This window comes from Pseudomonas sp. UYEF17 (genome assembly GCF_040546125.1).
Lineage (GTDB): Bacteria > Pseudomonadota > Gammaproteobacteria > Pseudomonadales > Pseudomonadaceae > Aquipseudomonas > Aquipseudomonas putida_Z.
This window is the reverse complement of sequence record NZ_JBEPNE010000001.1, coordinates 203,023-219,850: the sequence shown is the minus strand read 5'-3', so window position 1 is coordinate 219,850 and position 16,828 is coordinate 203,023. Positions and strand designations below refer to the sequence as shown.

At 64.1% G+C, this 16,828-nt stretch carries 14 protein-coding genes; 3 read left to right on the top strand and 11 right to left on the bottom strand.

All coding sequences use genetic code 11. The features are described 5' to 3' along the window. Positions 1 to 631 precede the first annotated feature (631 nt). From ABIB24_RS01020 to ABIB24_RS01010, 3 genes are all read right to left on the bottom strand, one after another. Positions 632 to 1,966: an MFS transporter gene (locus ABIB24_RS01020; protein ID WP_289514722.1), complete on the bottom strand. Its 1,335-nt coding sequence runs from the start codon at positions 1,964 to 1,966 to the stop codon at positions 632 to 634. A gap of 53 nt (positions 1,967 to 2,019) precedes the next feature. After that, complete coding sequence (locus ABIB24_RS01015; protein WP_286101889.1) at positions 2,020 to 3,090, bottom strand: C45 family autoproteolytic acyltransferase/hydrolase; 1,071 nt, start codon at positions 3,088 to 3,090, stop codon at positions 2,020 to 2,022. A gap of 117 nt (positions 3,091 to 3,207) precedes the next feature. Beyond that, positions 3,208 to 4,137: a LysR family transcriptional regulator gene (locus ABIB24_RS01010; protein WP_354315985.1), complete on the bottom strand. Its 930-nt coding sequence runs from the start codon at positions 4,135 to 4,137 to the stop codon at positions 3,208 to 3,210. A gap of 244 nt (positions 4,138 to 4,381) precedes the next feature. Here ABIB24_RS01010 and ABIB24_RS01005 point away from each other — a divergent pair, with 244 nt between their 5' ends. Both ABIB24_RS01005 and ABIB24_RS01000 read left to right on the top strand, forming a co-directional pair. Beyond that, positions 4,382 to 6,103, top strand: coding sequence for an amidohydrolase (locus ABIB24_RS01005; protein WP_354315984.1), 1,722 nt, complete (start codon positions 4,382 to 4,384; stop codon positions 6,101 to 6,103). Between the two features lie 213 nt (positions 6,104 to 6,316). Beyond that, entirely contained in the window at positions 6,317 to 7,105 is a 789-nt protein-coding gene (locus tag ABIB24_RS01000) for a formate/nitrite transporter family protein (protein WP_025339522.1), read from the top strand. A 243-nt stretch (positions 7,106 to 7,348) separates the two neighbouring features. Here ABIB24_RS01000 and ABIB24_RS00995 read toward each other — a convergent pair whose 3' ends face one another. After that, positions 7,349 to 8,275, bottom strand: coding sequence for a SphA family protein (locus tag ABIB24_RS00995; protein ID WP_354315983.1), 927 nt, complete (start codon positions 8,273 to 8,275; stop codon positions 7,349 to 7,351). A gap of 118 nt (positions 8,276 to 8,393) precedes the next feature. Here ABIB24_RS00995 and ABIB24_RS00990 point away from each other — a divergent pair, with 118 nt between their 5' ends. Further along, positions 8,394 to 9,290 carry a LysR family transcriptional regulator gene (locus tag ABIB24_RS00990; protein WP_046613870.1) on the top strand — a complete coding sequence of 299 codons (897 nt, stop codon included), beginning with the start codon at positions 8,394 to 8,396 and terminating at the stop codon, positions 9,288 to 9,290. 328 nt (positions 9,291 to 9,618) lie between these two features. Here ABIB24_RS00990 and ABIB24_RS00985 read toward each other — a convergent pair whose 3' ends face one another. From ABIB24_RS00985 to ycaC, 7 genes are all read right to left on the bottom strand, one after another. Continuing rightward, complete coding sequence (locus tag ABIB24_RS00985) at positions 9,619 to 11,043, bottom strand: OprD family outer membrane porin (protein WP_354315982.1); 1,425 nt, start codon at positions 11,041 to 11,043, stop codon at positions 9,619 to 9,621. 111 nt (positions 11,044 to 11,154) lie between these two features. Next, entirely contained in the window at positions 11,155 to 11,562 is a 408-nt protein-coding gene (locus ABIB24_RS00980) for an OsmC family protein (protein WP_085616138.1), read from the bottom strand. 145 nt (positions 11,563 to 11,707) lie between these two features. After that, positions 11,708 to 12,607 (bottom strand): LysR substrate-binding domain-containing protein, encoded by a 900-nt coding sequence (locus tag ABIB24_RS00975; protein ID WP_274078535.1) that lies wholly within the window; start codon positions 12,605 to 12,607, stop codon positions 11,708 to 11,710. 22 nt (positions 12,608 to 12,629) lie between these two features. Next, positions 12,630 to 13,568, bottom strand: coding sequence for an HlyD family secretion protein (locus tag ABIB24_RS00970; protein ID WP_085588350.1), 939 nt, complete (start codon positions 13,566 to 13,568; stop codon positions 12,630 to 12,632). A gap of 11 nt (positions 13,569 to 13,579) precedes the next feature. After that, the gene (locus tag ABIB24_RS00965) at positions 13,580 to 13,786 is read right to left on the bottom strand and encodes a DUF1656 domain-containing protein (protein WP_025339545.1); all 207 of its coding nucleotides are present in this window, start codon (positions 13,784 to 13,786) and stop codon (positions 13,580 to 13,582) included. Then, a complete protein-coding gene (locus ABIB24_RS00960) occupies positions 13,776 to 15,929 on the bottom strand; it encodes an FUSC family protein (RefSeq protein WP_137164250.1) in 2,154 nt (717 codons plus the stop codon). The genes ABIB24_RS00965 and ABIB24_RS00960 overlap by 11 nt, the downstream gene beginning before the upstream one ends. Before the next feature lie 272 nt (positions 15,930 to 16,201). Further along, a complete protein-coding gene (ycaC, locus tag ABIB24_RS00955) occupies positions 16,202 to 16,822 on the bottom strand; it encodes an isochorismate family cysteine hydrolase YcaC (RefSeq protein WP_046613875.1) in 621 nt (206 codons plus the stop codon). Positions 16,823 to 16,828 lie beyond the last annotated feature (6 nt).

Sequence of the window (16,828 nt, the reverse complement as noted above, 5' to 3'; positions counted from 1 at the left end):
AATCTCCACGACGTTTTCTCCACGTAATGCGTTAGCGCTAGATGACCTTGCAATAGGCGTGCGAACGATTTAATCGCAGCGGCAAAGCCAAATTCGAATCGTTAAATGAAAAAGCAGATCATTATTCAATACACACGGTGGCTCACCCGAAGAGCCTCGGTTGGGCATGGCATTGCTCCACTATTCAGGAAAAAAAAAGCCCCATGAGCATCCCTGCGATGCCGATGAGGTTGAACGTCCATAAGTTCTGGGGGAAAGGCGCGAGGTGCAATCACATTGAAGGCACCTGCTGGCAAATAGGAGTCAGCGTCACCCAAATCGTTCATTTCTCGAGCAAAACGACCGACAGGCGGTACACTAAATCAAGTTAGTTAGTTTGCTAAGTTGTTGTAATTTGACCGAGTGGAAAGTTTTATCGGCAACTGGATCCAAACTTCGCAAGTGACTTTGAATGCTCTATTCCGCAGTTTCGCAGATCTCGTTTTGCAGGTGGCCGTGGCTGAAGTGCCATCAGTCAGGCCAAGGCCAGCCCCATTCCGATCGCCTCGCGCTGCCAGCAGCCCGTCTGTCGCCTCCAGCCTGCCAACACCCTCAAATTTGTCCTGGGTGATGGCAGGCAGCGCAAATACCCTCAATGACTGCCCAATGCCGCAGACGCCACGCGCCCCGGCACCTCCTCATCGATCTGCGCCATGCTCAATCGCGATGTCTCGCGCAGCATGAGCGAACACACCGCAACCAGTGCAAGTGCCCCCGCGCCATACAGCGCCACGCCCAACGGGTCATGGTTGGTGAGGATCAGGATGGCCGTGGCGATGCTCGATGCGGTGCCGCCGCCCAGCGCGGCGCCGATCTGGTAGCTGGCCGAGATACCCGAGTAGCGCATGCTGCGCGGGAACTGCTCGCCGAGGAAGGCCGGGATAGGCCCTTGGGTCGCGCCCATCAGCAGGCCGGTCAGGCTGTAGGCGCACAAGGCGATGGCGAAGCTCTTCATGCCCACCAGGGAAAAGAACACGAACAGCCCCACGGCCATTGCCACTGCGCCAAAGCACATCACCGTGCGCCGCCCCAAACGGTCCGACAGGTAGCCGAACAACGGTGCCGACAGCACGATGGCGACCGACATCGCCAGGTCGAACATCAACGCCTCGGTGCTGCCAAAGCCCACCTGCGTGGCGTAAGTCAGGAAGAAGGTGCTGCCGATGTAGGCAATGGTGCAGTAACCGAAGGCGATCCCGGTGCACAGCAACAGCTGCCGCGGACGTTGGCGCAGGGCCGCGGCCAACGGTGCATGTTCAGGTTTGGTCACGGGCGTGGTGGCCGCTGCCGGTGCCTTCAGGCGCGCGTACAGGCCGATCAGCACCAAGGTACCGCCCAGCCAGAACGGGATGCGCCAGGCGAAATCGACCAGGTTGTCGTCAAAGGCCGCGCTGACGATGGCGAACACCCCAGCCCCGAGGATGCCACCCACGCCAATCCCCATGCTTGTGAAGCTACCCCACAGCCCGCGCCGCCCCGGTGGCGCAGACTCGATGCCGAACAGCGCGGCACCGCCCCACTCCCCGCCAGCCGCAAAGCCCTGGACCAGGCGCAGCAGTACCAGCAGGATCGGCGCGGCCACGCCGACGCTGGCATGGCCGGGCAGGCAGCCGATGAGGAAGGTGCTCATGCCCATCAGCAGCAAGGTGGCAACCAGTACCTTCTGCCGGCCGATGCGGTCACCGAAGTGGCCGAACACCAGGCCACCCAACGGTCGGGCAAGAAAGCCCGCACCGAAAGCGCTGAAGGCCACCAACGTGGCTGTCAGGTGGTCCATCTGCGGGAAGAACACCTGGGGAAACACCAGTGCGGCGGCGGTGCCGTAGATGATGAAGTCATAGAACTCCAGCGCCGTCCCCAGTCCGGAGACGCAGAAGGTTCGCAAGGCGGAACGGGATGACGCAGGGCGGGAATGTTGCGCATGCATTGTTGTTGTTCTCGTTCAGCGGCGCCGCCTTGAGCTGGCGGCACCGGGTTGGCTCAGAAAGTGTCGAAGCCGGCTTTGGCCAGTTGCACAGGCGTGCCGGCCACGTACTGCAGGGCACAGCGTTCGGTGTCGATGCCGACGCTGAGCAAGGTTTCCCAGCGTTCGGTATCGGGCATGGCCATGTCCGGGTGGAAGCAGATCGGCGCCCTGTCGCCCTCGGCGCCGCACATGGCCTCGGCCCGGGCACGCAGGTCAGCGCTGGCCATCTGGCCGACCACCTGTTCGAGGTGGCCCAGGCGGCATTGCGTATCGGCACGGTCGGCGACCTGCTCGCCCAGGCTCAGCTGTGGGTCGAGGAAGTGATTGGTGTGCAGCAGCCAGCCGTCTTCCCGTGGCAGGACCAAAGCAGTGCGCGCGGGGCTCAGCTCGATGCTGGCCGCGCGCGGGCTGCGGTCCTGGCGGGAGAACACTGTCAGCACGGTGGAGGCACTGACCCGCGCCGAACGAGCAAGCTCGATGGCCTCCTCGACACTGCTGGCCTCCTCCAGCAGACGCCGGGCGATGGCGTGCACCGGCACACCACCACTGTCGTTGTCACTGGCGTGGTGGAGGATATTGAAGTGCAGGCCGAGGCCCGCGCTGTTCACACCAAGCTTGGCGAGCATGCCGAACTCGCAGAACAGCTTGACGTTCATGCCGCGCTCGGTGTGCAGCGCCAGCATCAGGCCATGGGGGCACAGGCTGTCATGCCAATCCCAGGTCTGCAGGGTCTGCGGCGCACGTGCGCCACGGGGTGCATGCACGGTGGTGGAGCATTCGCTGTGGCGGGTTCGGGCCGCCAGTACTTCAGTGCGGGCGTTCAGGCTCGCCAGCTGCCACAGCGGCAGCTCGGCACCGCTGGCCATGCCGGCCACTTCAGCGGCCAGGCCCGGGCTCCAGGCTTCCAGGGCTGCCAAGCTGTTTTCGCCGATGCGCTGCGCCTCACTCAAGGGCACGCCAACCCGCGGGAAAAAGCCCAGGTACAGTGCAGTGGTGGTACGGATCTGCTCGGCGAAGCGCGCACCAATCTGATGGCCACGCTCGAGGGGATTGCGGATGTCGCTGACATGGGTGTGGATCTTCAAGGCGGGGAACTCCTGGTACAGGCCGCGGTGGTCAGGCAAGCACCGCTAGCCTAACGAGGCGTCCCCCAATCGATCATCGCCACAACCCGCACAACTTTTGTGCCCCGATGGAAAAACTCAGCCCCGTGCCAGCGCCTGCGCGCCCTGCCCGTGCAGGTGCTCATGCAGCAAGGCAATGAACGCCTGCACCTTGCGGGTATTGCGCCGGTGCGGCAGGTACAGCACGTGCACCCACGGGCCGAACGCGCTCAGCGCCCGCCAGTAGTCGGGCATCACCTCCACCAGCTGCCCGTTGGCCAGGTAGGGGGCGGCACACCAGGTGGGTACGAACTGCAAGCCCTGCCCATCGAGCAGGCAGGCCAGCAGGAAGTCGAAGTTGTCGCTCACCAGTCGGGGGGTGGGCTGACGCACACGCAGCGTCTGGCCGCCGTGTTCGATCCACCAGAAGCTGCGGTTGAGCAGCGGGTGGCGCAACAGCAGCCAGTCGTGTTGGGCATAGTTCTCCAGAGTGATCGCCTCGCCTTTTTGGGCCAGGTAGGCAGGGCTGGCGCAAAGGATCACGCGGTTCTCGATCAGCGGCTGGGCGATCAGCTCCGGCTGGTCGGTGGGGCCGTCGCGCAGCGACAGGTCGTAGCCGCCATCAATCAGGTCTCCGTTGGCATCGTTGAGGTTGACCTCCAGGCGCACCTGCGGGTGCTCGCGCATGAAGCGGCAACACACCTGGTTGAGAAACGCGGGGCCGAACGACGGTGGCGCGGTAATGCGCAGGGTACCGCGCAGCGCGTGCTGCAACTGCTCCACTTCCTCGGTCACCCGTTGCAGGTGCATCAGCGCCTGGCGCGCGCCTTCCAGGTACAAGGTACCGGCCTCGGTCAGCGCCATGCGCCGGGTGGTGCGTTCGAACAGGCGCACGCCCAGTTCGCTCTCCAGGTGCGCAACAGCCTTGGTGATGGCAGACGGCGTCTTGCCCAGTTGCTCGGCCGCACGGCTGAAGCTGCCGTGTTCGGCGGCAGCGACGAAGATGGTCAGGGCCATCATCTTGTCCATGGTTTCTTCCTGTTCGGCACAAACGGTGGGAGTGATGCGAGGGTTGCGAGTATCTGCCCCTCCTATCAAACCCGCAAATGCCGCCGATTTGAATAGGCACGGCAAGGTCCGCTGCTTGCAGCCTGGCAAATACGGGCTCGGGATTCTTTCCCCATCACGAAAAAAGTTGTGCCTGCCCTCGCCTTTATCCGCCCTGCCCCCCTGGCTAGGCTGCGGCGCCATCACGACAACAACGAGGCACAGCATGAAGCAGCTCCTGAAGATGGCAATCAGCGCCGGCCTGGCCTGCACCTGCATGCCGGGTTTCGCGGCAGTGGACCTGATCCTGCACAACGCCAAGGTCTACACCGCCGAGCCCGGCCAGCCCTTGCAGCAGGCCGTGGCCGTCGAAGGCGAGAAAATCGTCGCGGTAGGTTCAGATCAGGCCGTGCTACGCCTTAGGGCCGAAGGCACCCGGGTCATCGACCTGGGCGGCAAGGTGCTGATGCCGGGCATGCTCGACGCCCACTCGCATGCCATCAAGGGTGGCCTGCAACTGGTGCTGGCCGACCTCGCCGGCGAGCAGGTTGCCCTGGACGAACTGGAACGGCGCCTGCGCCAGTGGCGCAGCGACGGCAAGGCCGTGCGCGGCGAGTTCCTTGTCGTCGGTGGTGTACCGGTCACCTACTGGAATGACATTCCGGCGCTGGAACAGCGCTTCAACCACGGCGAATGGGCCGAGCAACCGATCCTGTTCGCCGCCAACGACATGCACACCGGCTGGGCCAACCAGGCCATGCTCAAGCGCGCCGCAATCGATGCCGACACCATCGCTGCCCTGCCTGCCGAGGCACGCAACACCATCGGCCAACATCCGGACGGAACCCCAAACGGTTTCCTCGCCGATGCCAGCTACTACCCGGTGACCGACCTGCTGCCCGCGCTGCCCCATGCCACCCTGCTGAGCGCAGGGCGCATGGCCCTTGACCACTACAAGCAACTAGGCATCACCGGCTGGATGGACCCGCTGGCCAACGAGCTGCCGGGGGCCGATGTGAACAACCATTCGCTGGGCGTGCTGCCGGTGTACAAGGACCTCTCCGCGCGCGGCGAGCTGACCGCCCACGTCGCCGCCCTGCTGATGGCCGATTCCAGGGCACGCCCTGCCGACCTGGACGAACTGGACAAGGTACGCCGGCAATTTCTCGGCGTGCACAACCTCACCCTGCCGGGCATCAAGGTGTTTGCCGACGGCGTTGCCGAAGCGCCAGCGCAAACGGCGGCGATGCTCGAGCCCTACAGCAACTCCGGCAAGCACGGCGAACTGCTGCTGGACCCGAAGCACTTTGGCGAGCTGGTCAGTGCCGCCGACGCCCGTGGCTGGCTGGTGCACGTGCATGCCATCGGCGACCGCGCCGTGCGCGAGGCGCTCAACGGCATCGAGCAGGCACGGCGTGATCGCCACAGCGGCATCCCCCATTCCATCACCCACTTGCAGATGGTCAACCCCACGGAATACGCCCGTTTCAAGCAGCTCGACGTGATTGCAGCAATGCAGCTGTACTGGGCCAGCGCCGACCAATCGAACATGGAGCTGGTCAAGCCGTACGTGAACGCCATGGCCTTCATGCACACCTTCCCGGCCCGTTCGCTGCTCAAGCATGGCGCCACCCTTGCCGGCGCCAGCGACTGGCCGATCACCACACCGGACCCTTGGCAGGCGATCTACCAGGCCATCAGCCGCAAGGGGCCCAAAGGTGTGCTCAACGCTGCTGAAGCCATCGACCGCCAGGTGATGTTCCAGGCCTATACACTCAACGCCGCCCGCACCATGCGCCTGGAGCAGCAGATCGGTTCGCTCAAGGTCGGCAAGCAGGCCGACATGATCGTGGTCGACCGCGACGTGCTCGACGTCGATGCCGAAACGCTGCGCGATACCCAAGTGCTGCAGACCTGGTTTGCCGGGAAGCTGATCTACGAGCGCTGACCTGCGGGCCTCATCGACGCGGTCTATCAGCTCATCCATTCCATCGATTTGACCGCGTCAAATTGCCTCATGTAGCTTGCCGCCCTCTTCGCAGCTGGCCCAAAGGTGCGCGTTACACCTTTGCGCCAGCTGCGCAGCCTACCCCGTACTGATCAAGCCCCACCACGGCGTGCCTGCCAGTTGCGTCGCCGTCACTGTGTTCGAGTTTGCAAAATGTCCGTCAACAGCCCCACCCGTATCACCGAGCTCGTCATCGAGAGCGGCGTCAAAAAAGCCCATCTATCCACCCATGCGACACTGGTCCTGGGGTTTCTCGCAGGTGCATTCATTTCGCTGGGGTTTCTCCTGGCTATCCACGTCAGCACCATGATCCCGGTACAGTGGGCCTCGTTCGGCACACTGCTGGGCGCCGCGGTATTTCCCATCGGCCTGATCCTGGTGATCCTGGCCGGTGGCGAACTGCTCACCGGCAACATGATGAGCCTGCCCTTGGCGATGTTCGCCCGGCGTATCGGCCCAGGCGCCGTGGCGCGCAACTGGCTGCTGGTGACCGTCGCCAACCTGTTGGGTGCACTGTTCGTTGCCGGGTGCTTCGGTCATCTGCTGGGCCTGACCGAGGGGGCCTACCTGAACAAGATGTTGGCGGCTGCGACCAGCAAGACCAACGCCGACTTCCTCCACGCCTTCGTGTCCGGAATCGGCTGCAACTGGCTGGTGTGCCTGGCAGTGTGGCTGTCGTATGCCAGCCGTGAAATGAGCGGCAAGATTCTCGGCATCTGGTTCCCGATCATGGCGTTCGTCGCCATCGGTTTCCAGCACGTGGTAGCCAACATGTTCCTGATTCCCGCAGCGATCTTTGCCGGCTACCTGAGCTGGGGGCAGTTGGTGGAGAATCTGGTGGCCGTGTTCCTGGGGAATGCGGTGGGTGGGGCGATCTTCGTGGGGTTGGCGTACTACGTGTCCTACGGTGTGCCTTCGCAGGAAGCGTGCGAGGTGCAGTGAGGCATTGCGCAACCGCGGTGTCTGGCACCGGCTTGGCCGGTGTTCGCGGCTGAAGCCGCTCCCACAGGTACAGCGCAAGCCTTGCGCCAGGCGCGGTTCTGCAAGCTGCGCGTATCGCCTACCGTTGCTGACGCAGTCGGGCTGTAGCCTAATGCCGGTCGTTTAGGCAATTGGGGCCGCTTTGCGGCCCTTCGCGGGCTTGCCCGCTCCCACAGGTTTTCATTCGGGCGAATCAGTGCCGATCTAGAAGGGCAACAGATAGCGCAACGTCAGCTGATTGCCCTCGGACCGGTTCCTTGCACCCTGCTCCACATAGAAGTTGGCGTAGAACGCCTGCTTGCCTCTGCCGTACATCACGCCAGGCCCCAGGGCCAGCACGCGCTCCTTGGACGCTGACTGCCGGTGGCCGTCGATCCGGTCGGCCGATACCTGCTCCAGGTGATAACCGGCAAGGCCCACCCGCCAGGCATCGGAGATTGCGTAAGACACCGAGAAGTTGCTGTGCACCGCCTCGCCGGGCTGGATATCGTCGGCCTGCAAACGCCTGGCCGGGTCTTCGTTGCGGCTCGACCAGGCGTAATGAAGGCGCCCACTGACCTCGAGCCGGTCGGTCAGCTCCCAGGTAAAGGCGTAGTGCGGGCTGACCACCCACAGGTTGCTGCCGACGTTGATGCTGGCATCACGGTCGTAATCCCCGGTGGGTGCGGTGATCACCAGGTTCAAACGCTGCCAGTACGGGCGCCCGAACAGTTGCACCGGCGCCCATTGCAGGAGCAACGGGCTGAAGATCAGGTCGCCCTGGCGCGTGCGTGAACCGTCCGGGCCGTTGTCGATATCGACTTCCAGGTGCACAAGCGACAACAGCACTTCCATACCGTAGTTGGCGCCCAGCAGCTTGTGCTCGGTGATGTAGGCCAGGTGCGGCAGCACCGTGGTGCTGTGCACTTTCTGACGCCCCGGCACCGCACTGCCGTGGCTGTCCGTGGCGTCCTGGGCGCGATAGTGCTGGATCGGCAGTTCGAACAGCATGCCTGGCCGTACGACCCCATCCAGGAAGCTGGTGTTGCCCAGCGGCAACGGCGGCAGGCTGACAGCATCGGCCACGACTTCTGCGCTGCCCAGTGTCGTCGCCAGCGACAACAGTGCAGCGGACTTTCTATAAGGCCTCATCCAGGTCTCCTGTGGGCATTCATGTTTCAACGCCAATCTGGAAACGTTAGTGCTCTCACCCTGCATGCGCTAGAGCTGATAGATTGGTCACAGAGTTCCATCTGGTGAACGATCGAACATGGAAGACCTGAACGACCTGTATTACTTCGCCCAAGTCGTCGAGCACGGCGGTTTCGCGCCGGCCGGGCGGGCACTGAACATTCCGAAATCAACACTCAGCCGGCGCGTCCTGCAGCTGGAGGAACGCCTGGGCGTACGCCTGCTCCAGCGTTCCACCCGACACTTTTCGGTGACCGAGACGGGCCAGGAGTTCTTCCAGCATTGCAGGGCCATGCTGGTGGAAGCGGAAGCGGCCCGATGGGTGGTCGAACGCACCCGCGCCGAGCCCCAGGGCACCGTGCGCATGAGCTGCCCGACAACTCTGCTGCATTACCGGGTCGGCGGGCTGGTCAGTCGATTCATGGCCGAAAACCCGAAAGTGAAGGTGCACCTGGAACCCACCAACCGCCGTGTGGATGTATTGGGCGAAGGCCTCGACCTGGCGCTGCGGGTGCGCTTCCCGCCGCTGGAGGACAGCGACCTGGTCATGCGCACACTGGCCAGGAGCCCGCAGCGGCTGGTCGCGAGCCCCTCGCTGGTGGAGCGGCTGGCGCTGCAGCTGCCCGTCGAACCAGAGCACCTGGGTGAGCAGCCGAGCCTGGATTGGGGGCCACCCAGGGACCACATCTGGCAACTTGAAGGGCCCGACGGCGCGCATGCCGAAATCCGCCACACGCCGCGCTACATCACCGATGACATGAGCGCACTGCGGCAGGCGGCGCTTGACGGTGTAGGCATCGTGCAATTGCCGTTCATGGTGGTTGACCAGGACCTGGAAAACGGCCGCTTGGTGGAGCTCAACCCGCAATGGGAACCGCGCTGCGGCATCGTCCATGCGGTGTTCCCTTCCCGCCGCGGCCTGTTGCCCTCAGTGCGCAGCCTGATCGACTTTCTGGCCGAACATATCTGGGAATGACCGGCGCTATGCCGGCGCCTGGCCGATGTCAGGCCGGGGCCGCCTTGCGGCCCTTCGCGGGCACGCCCGCTCCCACAAGTACGGCTGCGCTGTCGCGTAGAGAACTGAATTCGCAAGCAATCCGCGTCACTCTGTGGGAGCGGCTTTAGCCGCGAAGAATCCAACGCGGTGCATGGCACCGGCTACGCCGGTGTTCGCGGCTAAAGCCGCTCCCACAGGGGCCCTGCTAATTCAACGAGTTATGTGCAGTTCTAGGAGAGCTGGCTTGCATGACCAAGCATCATCCCTTCAGCGGGCCTGTGCGTCGTGGCCAACGCACATCACGCGATCAGAACAGGCTGATCGGGTAATCGACGATCAGGCGGTATTCATCGGCACTGGAGTTGCCGCGGGTATTGCCGGGCGCGGTATAGCCATCACCCTCGCGGTGCGTTGCCCAGCGCAGGGTCAGCGACAGGTCCTTCGCCGGGCCGGCTGGCACCTGGTACTTGAGGGCAAGGTCGCGTTCCCAGTGCTTGGCGTGCTTGCCGTCCGGGTTGTAGATATAGCCATAACCGACGCTTGCTGGGTCGACACGGGTGAGGTCGGCCTCGCCCCGGGTATAGGCCGCGATGAACTGCAGCGAAGGTGCCCCCAGCGGCGCCAGGCTGGTTTCGTACTGCAGGCGCCAGGACTTTTCACCGGGGCCGTTGAAATCGGCAAATTGCTGGGAGTTGCTCAGGTAAAGGAAGACACGGTCGTTCTGCGTGATGTAGTCGAACGGCGTTCGGCCGTCGACCTTCTGCAAGCCCAGGGTCAGGGTCTGGCCATAGGCTGTCGCGGAGATACCGGCGCTGTAGGTGTCGTTATCGATGTCACCCAGCTGGCTGCGCCCTTGGTCCCGGGTCTTGAAGTAGTGCAGGTAGGGTTTGAGCAGCAGCGCATCATTGACCCGAAACACCTGCGAAACCCCCAGGTAATACTGATTCCAGATGTCTTCCAGCTGGCCGCCATAAACGGTCAGCTGCAGCCCTTGCGGCCGGCCATACACCGCGCCAAGCCAGCCGATATGAGGGCTTTCGCGGTCCGCCGCCACACCCGCGCTGTTGCGCGCGCCATAGGCGGTGACCAGGTGGGAGTGGCCGCTCTGGTTGCGCAGCCGGGTAGATTCCACGAACCCGGCATCCAGCCACAGGTCGTCGATGCCATGGTTCTTCAGGGTGACGCCACGATACGTCTGCGGGAACAGGCGGCTTGTGCCGCTCGCCACCACCGGGTTCTCGACCAATTGGTCGCCGGCCTTCACCAAGGTGTCGAGGTACCTGAGCTTGAGCGCCGCGCCGGCACTGGAAAACGTGTCACCCGGCTTGAGCGATGAGTCCAGCGGGAGCAAGCCAGCGCCGCCACTTCCACCGCCGCCATCGAGCTTGATGCCGAGGAAGGCGTGCGCATCCACGCCCAACCCGACAGGCGTATCGGTGAAGCCCGAGCGGAACGAAAACAGAAAACCCTGGGCCCATTCGGTCGGGTTGCGGGGTACCAGGTCAGAGTGGTTATCGCGCTGAAAATAGTAGTTCCTCACCAGCGCATCCAGGCGCGCGCCTTCGACCAGACCGGGCGGGATGCCCAGTTCCACGGCCTGCCGGTCATTGACACCGGTGAAGATGTTGTCCTTCTGGCCCAGGGCGTTGTCGGCCTGGGCAGGCGCCGCAAGCACCAGGCCGAGCCCCAACGGGCAAAGCAGCAGGCGCCGATTCGCGTCGAGGGTCGCCATCGTCGTGCACCTCATGCCCGCCAAGGGATAGTTGGCGCATGTACTCATGTGCTGCTCCTCTAACCGGCAGCCGGCAGCCGGCAGCCGGCAGGCGCAACGCTGCGCCTGGCCTCATCCAACCAGCTTGCTGGCGATGATGATTTCGCCGCTCAACACCTTGTGAATGGGGCAGGCATTGGCAACTTCCAGCAAGCGCGTGCGTTGCTCTTCGCTCAGCGGCCCGCTCAAGCGAATGTCACGAGCGATCTGGATCCGAGGTTCGCGCCCCAGTTGTTCCTGCTCGATGCGGATATCCACATCGATGGCTTGCAGCGGCATTTCCTTGCGCTGTGCGTACATGGCAACCGTGATGGAAGTGCAGGCGCCGAGGGATGACAGCAACAGCCCATGGGGTGACGGCCCGACATCTCCGCCGCCTGCCGCCGCATCAACATCGCTGGCCCACTGGTGCAGGCCATCTGTCACGTTCACCTGGTACGCCACGCCTGCAAACGAAGCGCGGATTGCTCGCTCTGACATTGAAACTCCTGATTGACGATTGCCTGCGGCCACCCTGCTGCACAGGCTGCAAAGCTTGAATGATAGATGCCCGACGTAACTGACGGTAGGCGATGAAATGCGCCGCAGCGTTCTGCCTGGTGAACGCTGCGCCCGGTCAAAGGCGCTACGCCGTCCGCTCGAACGCCACCGCAAGAAAGTCGATCAACTCCCGCACTGCAGGCGTCAGCCCTCGCCGCGAAGGAAACAGGGCGATTACCTCGCCCATCCTGGGTACCCAGCTCTCCAGCACGTTCAGCAAACGCCCGGCGGCCAGGTCATCCTTCACCATATCCGCTGGCAGCAGCACCACGCCCACGCCCGCGAGCGCGCCTTGGTACAGCACCGCGATATCGTCGGAGACCAACCGTGGGCGGAAGCGAATGGACGCCACCCCGCCTTCGGGGCCGTCCAGGTCCCAGACGTACTCCTGAACATTCGCCCCCCAGCCAAGGCTGGGCAGTTCAAACAGGTCGGCAGGCTGCAGAGGGCGGTCGTACTGCGCCAGCAAGCCGGGCGAAGCCACCAGGCACTGGCGGCTCTGCGCCAGTTTGCGCATCACCAGCTCGCTGCTTTCCAGCGGTTGATGGCGCACGCTCAGGACCAGGTCGAAGCCCTCGCCGATCACATCGACCCGCCGGTTGTAGCTCTTCACCAGCAACTCCACCGCCGGGCATTGCACCATGAACTGCCCAAGCATCGGCGCCAGGCGTGCATCCAGCAGCGAGGTGCTGCAGGCCAGCCGGACAATGCCGCTGGGCACGGCGCGGCTGCGCTGGATAGCGTCCTCGGCAGCAAATGCCCGATCGACCATCGACATACAGTGATGGTAGTACTCCAACCCCACTTCGGTGACCGCGAACTGCCGGGTGGAGCGCTGGATCAGGCGCACTCCCAGGCGGTCCTCCAGATTGGCGACTCGCCGGCTCAGCCGCGACTTGGGCAGGCCGAGCGCGCGCCCGGCCGATGCGAAACCGCCACACTCGACCACCTTGGTATACAGGTACAGCTCATTCAAATCGAACATCATGCTCATCGCCCACCCCCAGCTATTCGAGAATGGTCACGGTGGCAGTGGTCCCCGCACGCAAGGGTGGCGCATCGGCACTGCGCTCCAGGCGCAGCCGTACCGGGATCCGCTGGGCAAGCTTGACCCAGGTGTAGCTTGGGTTGACGTTGGCCAGCAGGCGGTTGCCCGGCTGGTTCTCGCGGTCGGTGATGGCATAGGCGATGCTCTCTACCGTGCCATCCAGCACCTCGCCACTCATCAGGGCGATGCGCGCACGGCTGCCCACCTTGATTTTCGGCAACTTGGTTTCCTCGAAATAGCCACTGACGTGGAACGACGAACTGTCGACCAGCGCCAGCAGCGGCATGCCCGGCTGGGCATAGTCGCCCTGGCGGGTCAGCAGGTTGGTCACGTAACCGCTGACCGGGGCGCTGACCCGGGTGCGTTCGAGGTCGAGCCGGGCCTGCTGCAGCGTGGCCTCGGCGAGTTGCACGTTGGCCTGTGCCAGGCCGAGGTTGGACTGTTCGCGCAGCAGGTCGGCCTGGGCCACGGCCACGTCGGTGCCGGCCTTTTCCCACTCTTCGGCAGAGATTGCCGACATCGATTGCAGCTTGCGTCGGCGTTGCTCTTCGCTGCGCCGCTGCTTGAGCTGCGCCTCGTTGGCGACGATGGCGGCCTGCGACTGGCCCAGCGCCGCACGCGCGACTTCGACGGCTCGCACAGCATGCAGCACGGCCAGCTCGTAGCGCGCCGGGTCGATCTGCAGCAGCAGGTCGCCCTGCCTGACGAACTGGTTGTCCTGCACTGGCAGCTCGATGATGCGCCCTGCCACCTCGGCCGACAGGGTCACCACATCGGCCCGCACACGGGCATCACGGGTCCAGGGCGCACGGGTGTAGTAGTCCCAGGCAAACCAGCCCAGCACCACCGCAAGCGCCAGCACCGCCAGGGTCACGGCTTTGGCAAGAACAGGTTTCAACACAGGCATATTCAGGCACTCGCTCCCATCGACAACACCAGCGCCGCGCAGATCGCGGCATACAAGGCGCCCTGCAACAGCGCCGGGTGCCACACACGCGCCAGCACGCCACTGCGCCGCAACAGGGCGTCCAGCACCAGAAACAACGGCAACCCCAGCAACAACGCCTGGGCAATCGGCGGCAGGTAGACCCCGCCAAACTCGAAATCAACGGGCATAGGCGCCCTCCTCCTCAGGCAACGTCTGCGCTGCCAGCACCGGTCGATAGCGCTGCAACAACTGGCCGACAACCGATAGCGCGACCCGCAGGATGAACAACTGCCGCAGCGTCTCGCGGCCCGCCTCGGCGTGTGCCTGGTGCAGCGCATCCAGGGTTTCGGCAAGCTCGGCCAGCTCGCGCAACAGCCCGTCCACATCCACCCGCCGGCGTGCACCGATCAGATCCGCCATCTCCTGCAACCCTAGGCGCAAACGCGCCCTCGTGCCTTCAGGCAACACCGTGAGGTTGACGCACTGGGCATGCGCCTGGCCCAGCGCAATGGCCAACGCCGGGCACACCAGGCTGCAATCGAACAACTCCCGGGAGCGCGCATCAGTGGCGGCGGGCAACAGGCCGATCATCGCCGACAGGCGGTCCAGCATACGGCTCTCGAAATCGAACTGACGCGCCACGCTGGCAGGTGCCGTCACGTACTCATGCACATCCTCGCGGGTCTGGCGGAACAGCCGGGCCATGCGCTTTTGCGGGTTGAACGGGAACACCAGGGCGAACACCACCATCGCCAGCCCGCCAGCCGCCGCATAGCCACCGGCAAACTCGAACCACTGCATGGCACTGTTGTGGTAGGCGCCGACATTCTGCGGCCCGATCATCAACAGGCTGATCAACCCGATGCCCATGCCGATGCCCGCGGTCATGGGGCTGGCCAGGCCGACGGCCGCCAGGTACAGCAACGGCACCAGGCACACGGCAAGCATTTCGAAATCGGTGAACATCGGCAGCAGGGCAAACTGGTAGACGGCGGACAACAGCAGCGCGACCAGCAGGCCACGGTTGTAGTTCTGGCTGGCCAGCAACGGCCGCGGCAGCGTCGCCATCAGCGAGCACATGACACCGATCAGAATCACCCCGGAACGCGCGCCGTCCCAGGCCGTTTCGATCCACAACCAACCGGCGAGAAACAGCGCCAGGAACGCCCGCACGGCGTTCATGCCGGCCAGGCGGAAGTCCAGATGCAGCGCGCTGGCCTGCCCTTGGGCATGGGGGCAACTGGCGCCCCTGCCCTGCTGGATCGCCTCGTTGAGCTCGATCAGTTCATTCAGCTGCTGCAGCAGGCGCGCCTGCTCCCAGCGCAGGGCCCAGGCCAGCGAGCGCATGCGCGGGGGCAAGGGCTCGTCGAGAAACTCGACCCGGTCAGCGGCGGCGTCGAAGCGCTGGTACAGGTGGTGGATCGCTTCGCGGCGCTGCGCCGACAACTTCACGCCGTCACGTGCCAGTGCCTCCAGATTGTCCAGCTCGTCCTGGCGCAACAGCTGGATTTCTTCTGGCAACGGCCCTTGCCAGTGCTGCTTGATCAACTCGCGCTGTTGGCGCAATACCAGCAGGCGCGACACCAGCAGCACCAGTTGGTTGGCCAGCAGCTGCACCAGCCCATCGGCGTTGCGCAGGTGCGGCGCATCGAAATAGAGATGGCGGCGCAGGCCTTCCAGCGCACTGATCTCGCTGATCAATTGCGCCTGCCGCTGGTGCAGCGCGGCTTCGTCCTCTTCGCTGCGCACCACCTCGGCGGCGTGCCGGGCGATCAGCTTGACCAGGCTATCGACCTTGCTGAAGTAGCCCTGCGCCACTGCCTGTGGGCGCGCGCTCAACAAACTGACCACGGCCACGCAGGCCACCGCCAGCAGGGTTTCGGTCAACCGGGTGATGGCCAGCAGGAGGATGCCGTCCGGTTCCGGCACGGCTAGCATCGCGACCACCACGGCGGTAAACCCGCTGAGGACGAAGGCATGCGAGTCGGTATAGCGCAGCAGCGTGCCGCCCGCCGTGCAGAACGCCAGCCACAGGGCCAGGCAGACGATGAAAGGCATTGGCGCCTGGGGGAACAAGGCCATGATCACCACCGCCATGGCCGCCCCCGCTGCGGTGCCCAGTACCTGGGCGAAACTGCGCTTGAGGGTCATGCCGGCCAACGGCAGGCTGATGATGATCACGGTCATCAGCGCCCACTTCGGTTGTTCCAGGTCGAAGATGAACGCCAGGTAGAGGCACAACAGGCCTGCAACGATGGTACGCAGCGCGAAGAACAGCACCCCACGGCCAGGGTTCAAGGCCATCTTGAAATAGGAAATCAGTGGAGCCATCCGGCACCTCGGGACACGGCCAGGGAGCCGCGCATGGGCGCATGGCATTCCGGGCCGGGTTGATTCATGAGCTGGAGGCGTCTCTGCGCATCCGCGAGCACACTCACATTACCGTTCAAGTGCGCGAGTCGAGCAACCGTAAGATATATAAGCAGATTAACTGACGACAGGTTGGGTACCGCCCTGCTCGAGGCGCAGGCACCGGCGGCACAAAACTGACGTGTGACACAAGCGATCGGGGAGCCATGCACGCGCATGGCTCCCCGGCCGGATTACTTCGACAGCTTGCTGAAGCTGGTCATCAGGTTGCGGTAGTCCGGGATGTGGTTGGAGAACAGCGTGCCCAGGCCTTCGATGTCGTTGCGCCAGTCGCGGTGCAGCTCGCAGGCCACGCCGAACCAGGTCATCAGCTGCGCGCCGGCGGCTTCCATCCGGCGCCAGGCCGAATCACGGGTCAGTTCGTTGAAGGTACCGGAGGCATCAGTGACCACGAACACATCGAAGCCTTCTTCCAGGGCCGACAGTGCCGGGAAGGCCACGCAAACCTCGGTCACCACACCGGCGATGATCAGCTGCTTCTTGCCGGTGGCCTTGACCGCCTTGACGAAGTCTTCGTTGTCCCAGGCATTGATGTTGCCCGGGCGCGCGATGTACGGCGCGTCAGGGAACTGCTCCTTGAGTTCGGGCACCAGCGGGCCATTTGGGCCGTTCTCGAAGCTGGTGGTGAGGATGGTCGGCAACTTGAAGTACTTGGCCAGGTCCGACAGGGCCAGCACATTGTTCTTGAAACGGTCGGGTTCGATATCCCTTACCAAAGAGAGCAAACCCGTCTGGTGATCCACCAGCAGTACGGCGGCGTTGTTCTTGTCCAGTCGCTTGTATTGAAAGGCCATGATGTT

Excerpts from the sequence above, each read along its gene's own strand:
- ABIB24_RS01020 (WP_289514722.1), bottom strand. The coding sequence starts at position 1,966 with ATGCATGCGCAACATTCCCGCCCTGCGTCATCCCGTTCCGCCTTGCGA.
- ABIB24_RS01010 (WP_354315985.1), bottom strand. The coding sequence starts at position 4,137 with ATGGACAAGATGATGGCCCTGACCATCTTCGTCGCTGCCGCCGAACAC.
- ABIB24_RS01005 (WP_354315984.1), top strand. The coding sequence starts at position 4,382 with ATGAAGCAGCTCCTGAAGATGGCAATCAGCGCCGGCCTGGCCTGCACC.
- ABIB24_RS01000 (WP_025339522.1), top strand. The coding sequence starts at position 6,317 with ATGTCCGTCAACAGCCCCACCCGTATCACCGAGCTCGTCATCGAGAGC.
- ABIB24_RS00995 (WP_354315983.1), bottom strand. The coding sequence starts at position 8,275 with ATGAGGCCTTATAGAAAGTCCGCTGCACTGTTGTCGCTGGCGACGACA.
- ABIB24_RS00990 (WP_046613870.1), top strand. The coding sequence starts at position 8,394 with ATGGAAGACCTGAACGACCTGTATTACTTCGCCCAAGTCGTCGAGCAC.
- ABIB24_RS00985 (WP_354315982.1), bottom strand. The coding sequence starts at position 11,043 with ATGGCGACCCTCGACGCGAATCGGCGCCTGCTGCTTTGCCCGTTGGGG.
- ABIB24_RS00980 (WP_085616138.1), bottom strand. The coding sequence starts at position 11,562 with ATGTCAGAGCGAGCAATCCGCGCTTCGTTTGCAGGCGTGGCGTACCAG.
- ABIB24_RS00975 (WP_274078535.1), bottom strand. The coding sequence starts at position 12,607 with ATGTTCGATTTGAATGAGCTGTACCTGTATACCAAGGTGGTCGAGTGT.
- ABIB24_RS00965 (WP_025339545.1), bottom strand. The coding sequence starts at position 13,786 with ATGCCCGTTGATTTCGAGTTTGGCGGGGTCTACCTGCCGCCGATTGCC.
- ABIB24_RS00960 (WP_137164250.1), bottom strand. The coding sequence starts at position 15,929 with ATGGCTCCACTGATTTCCTATTTCAAGATGGCCTTGAACCCTGGCCGT.
- ycaC (WP_046613875.1), bottom strand. The coding sequence starts at position 16,822 with ATGGCCTTTCAATACAAGCGACTGGACAAGAACAACGCCGCCGTACTG.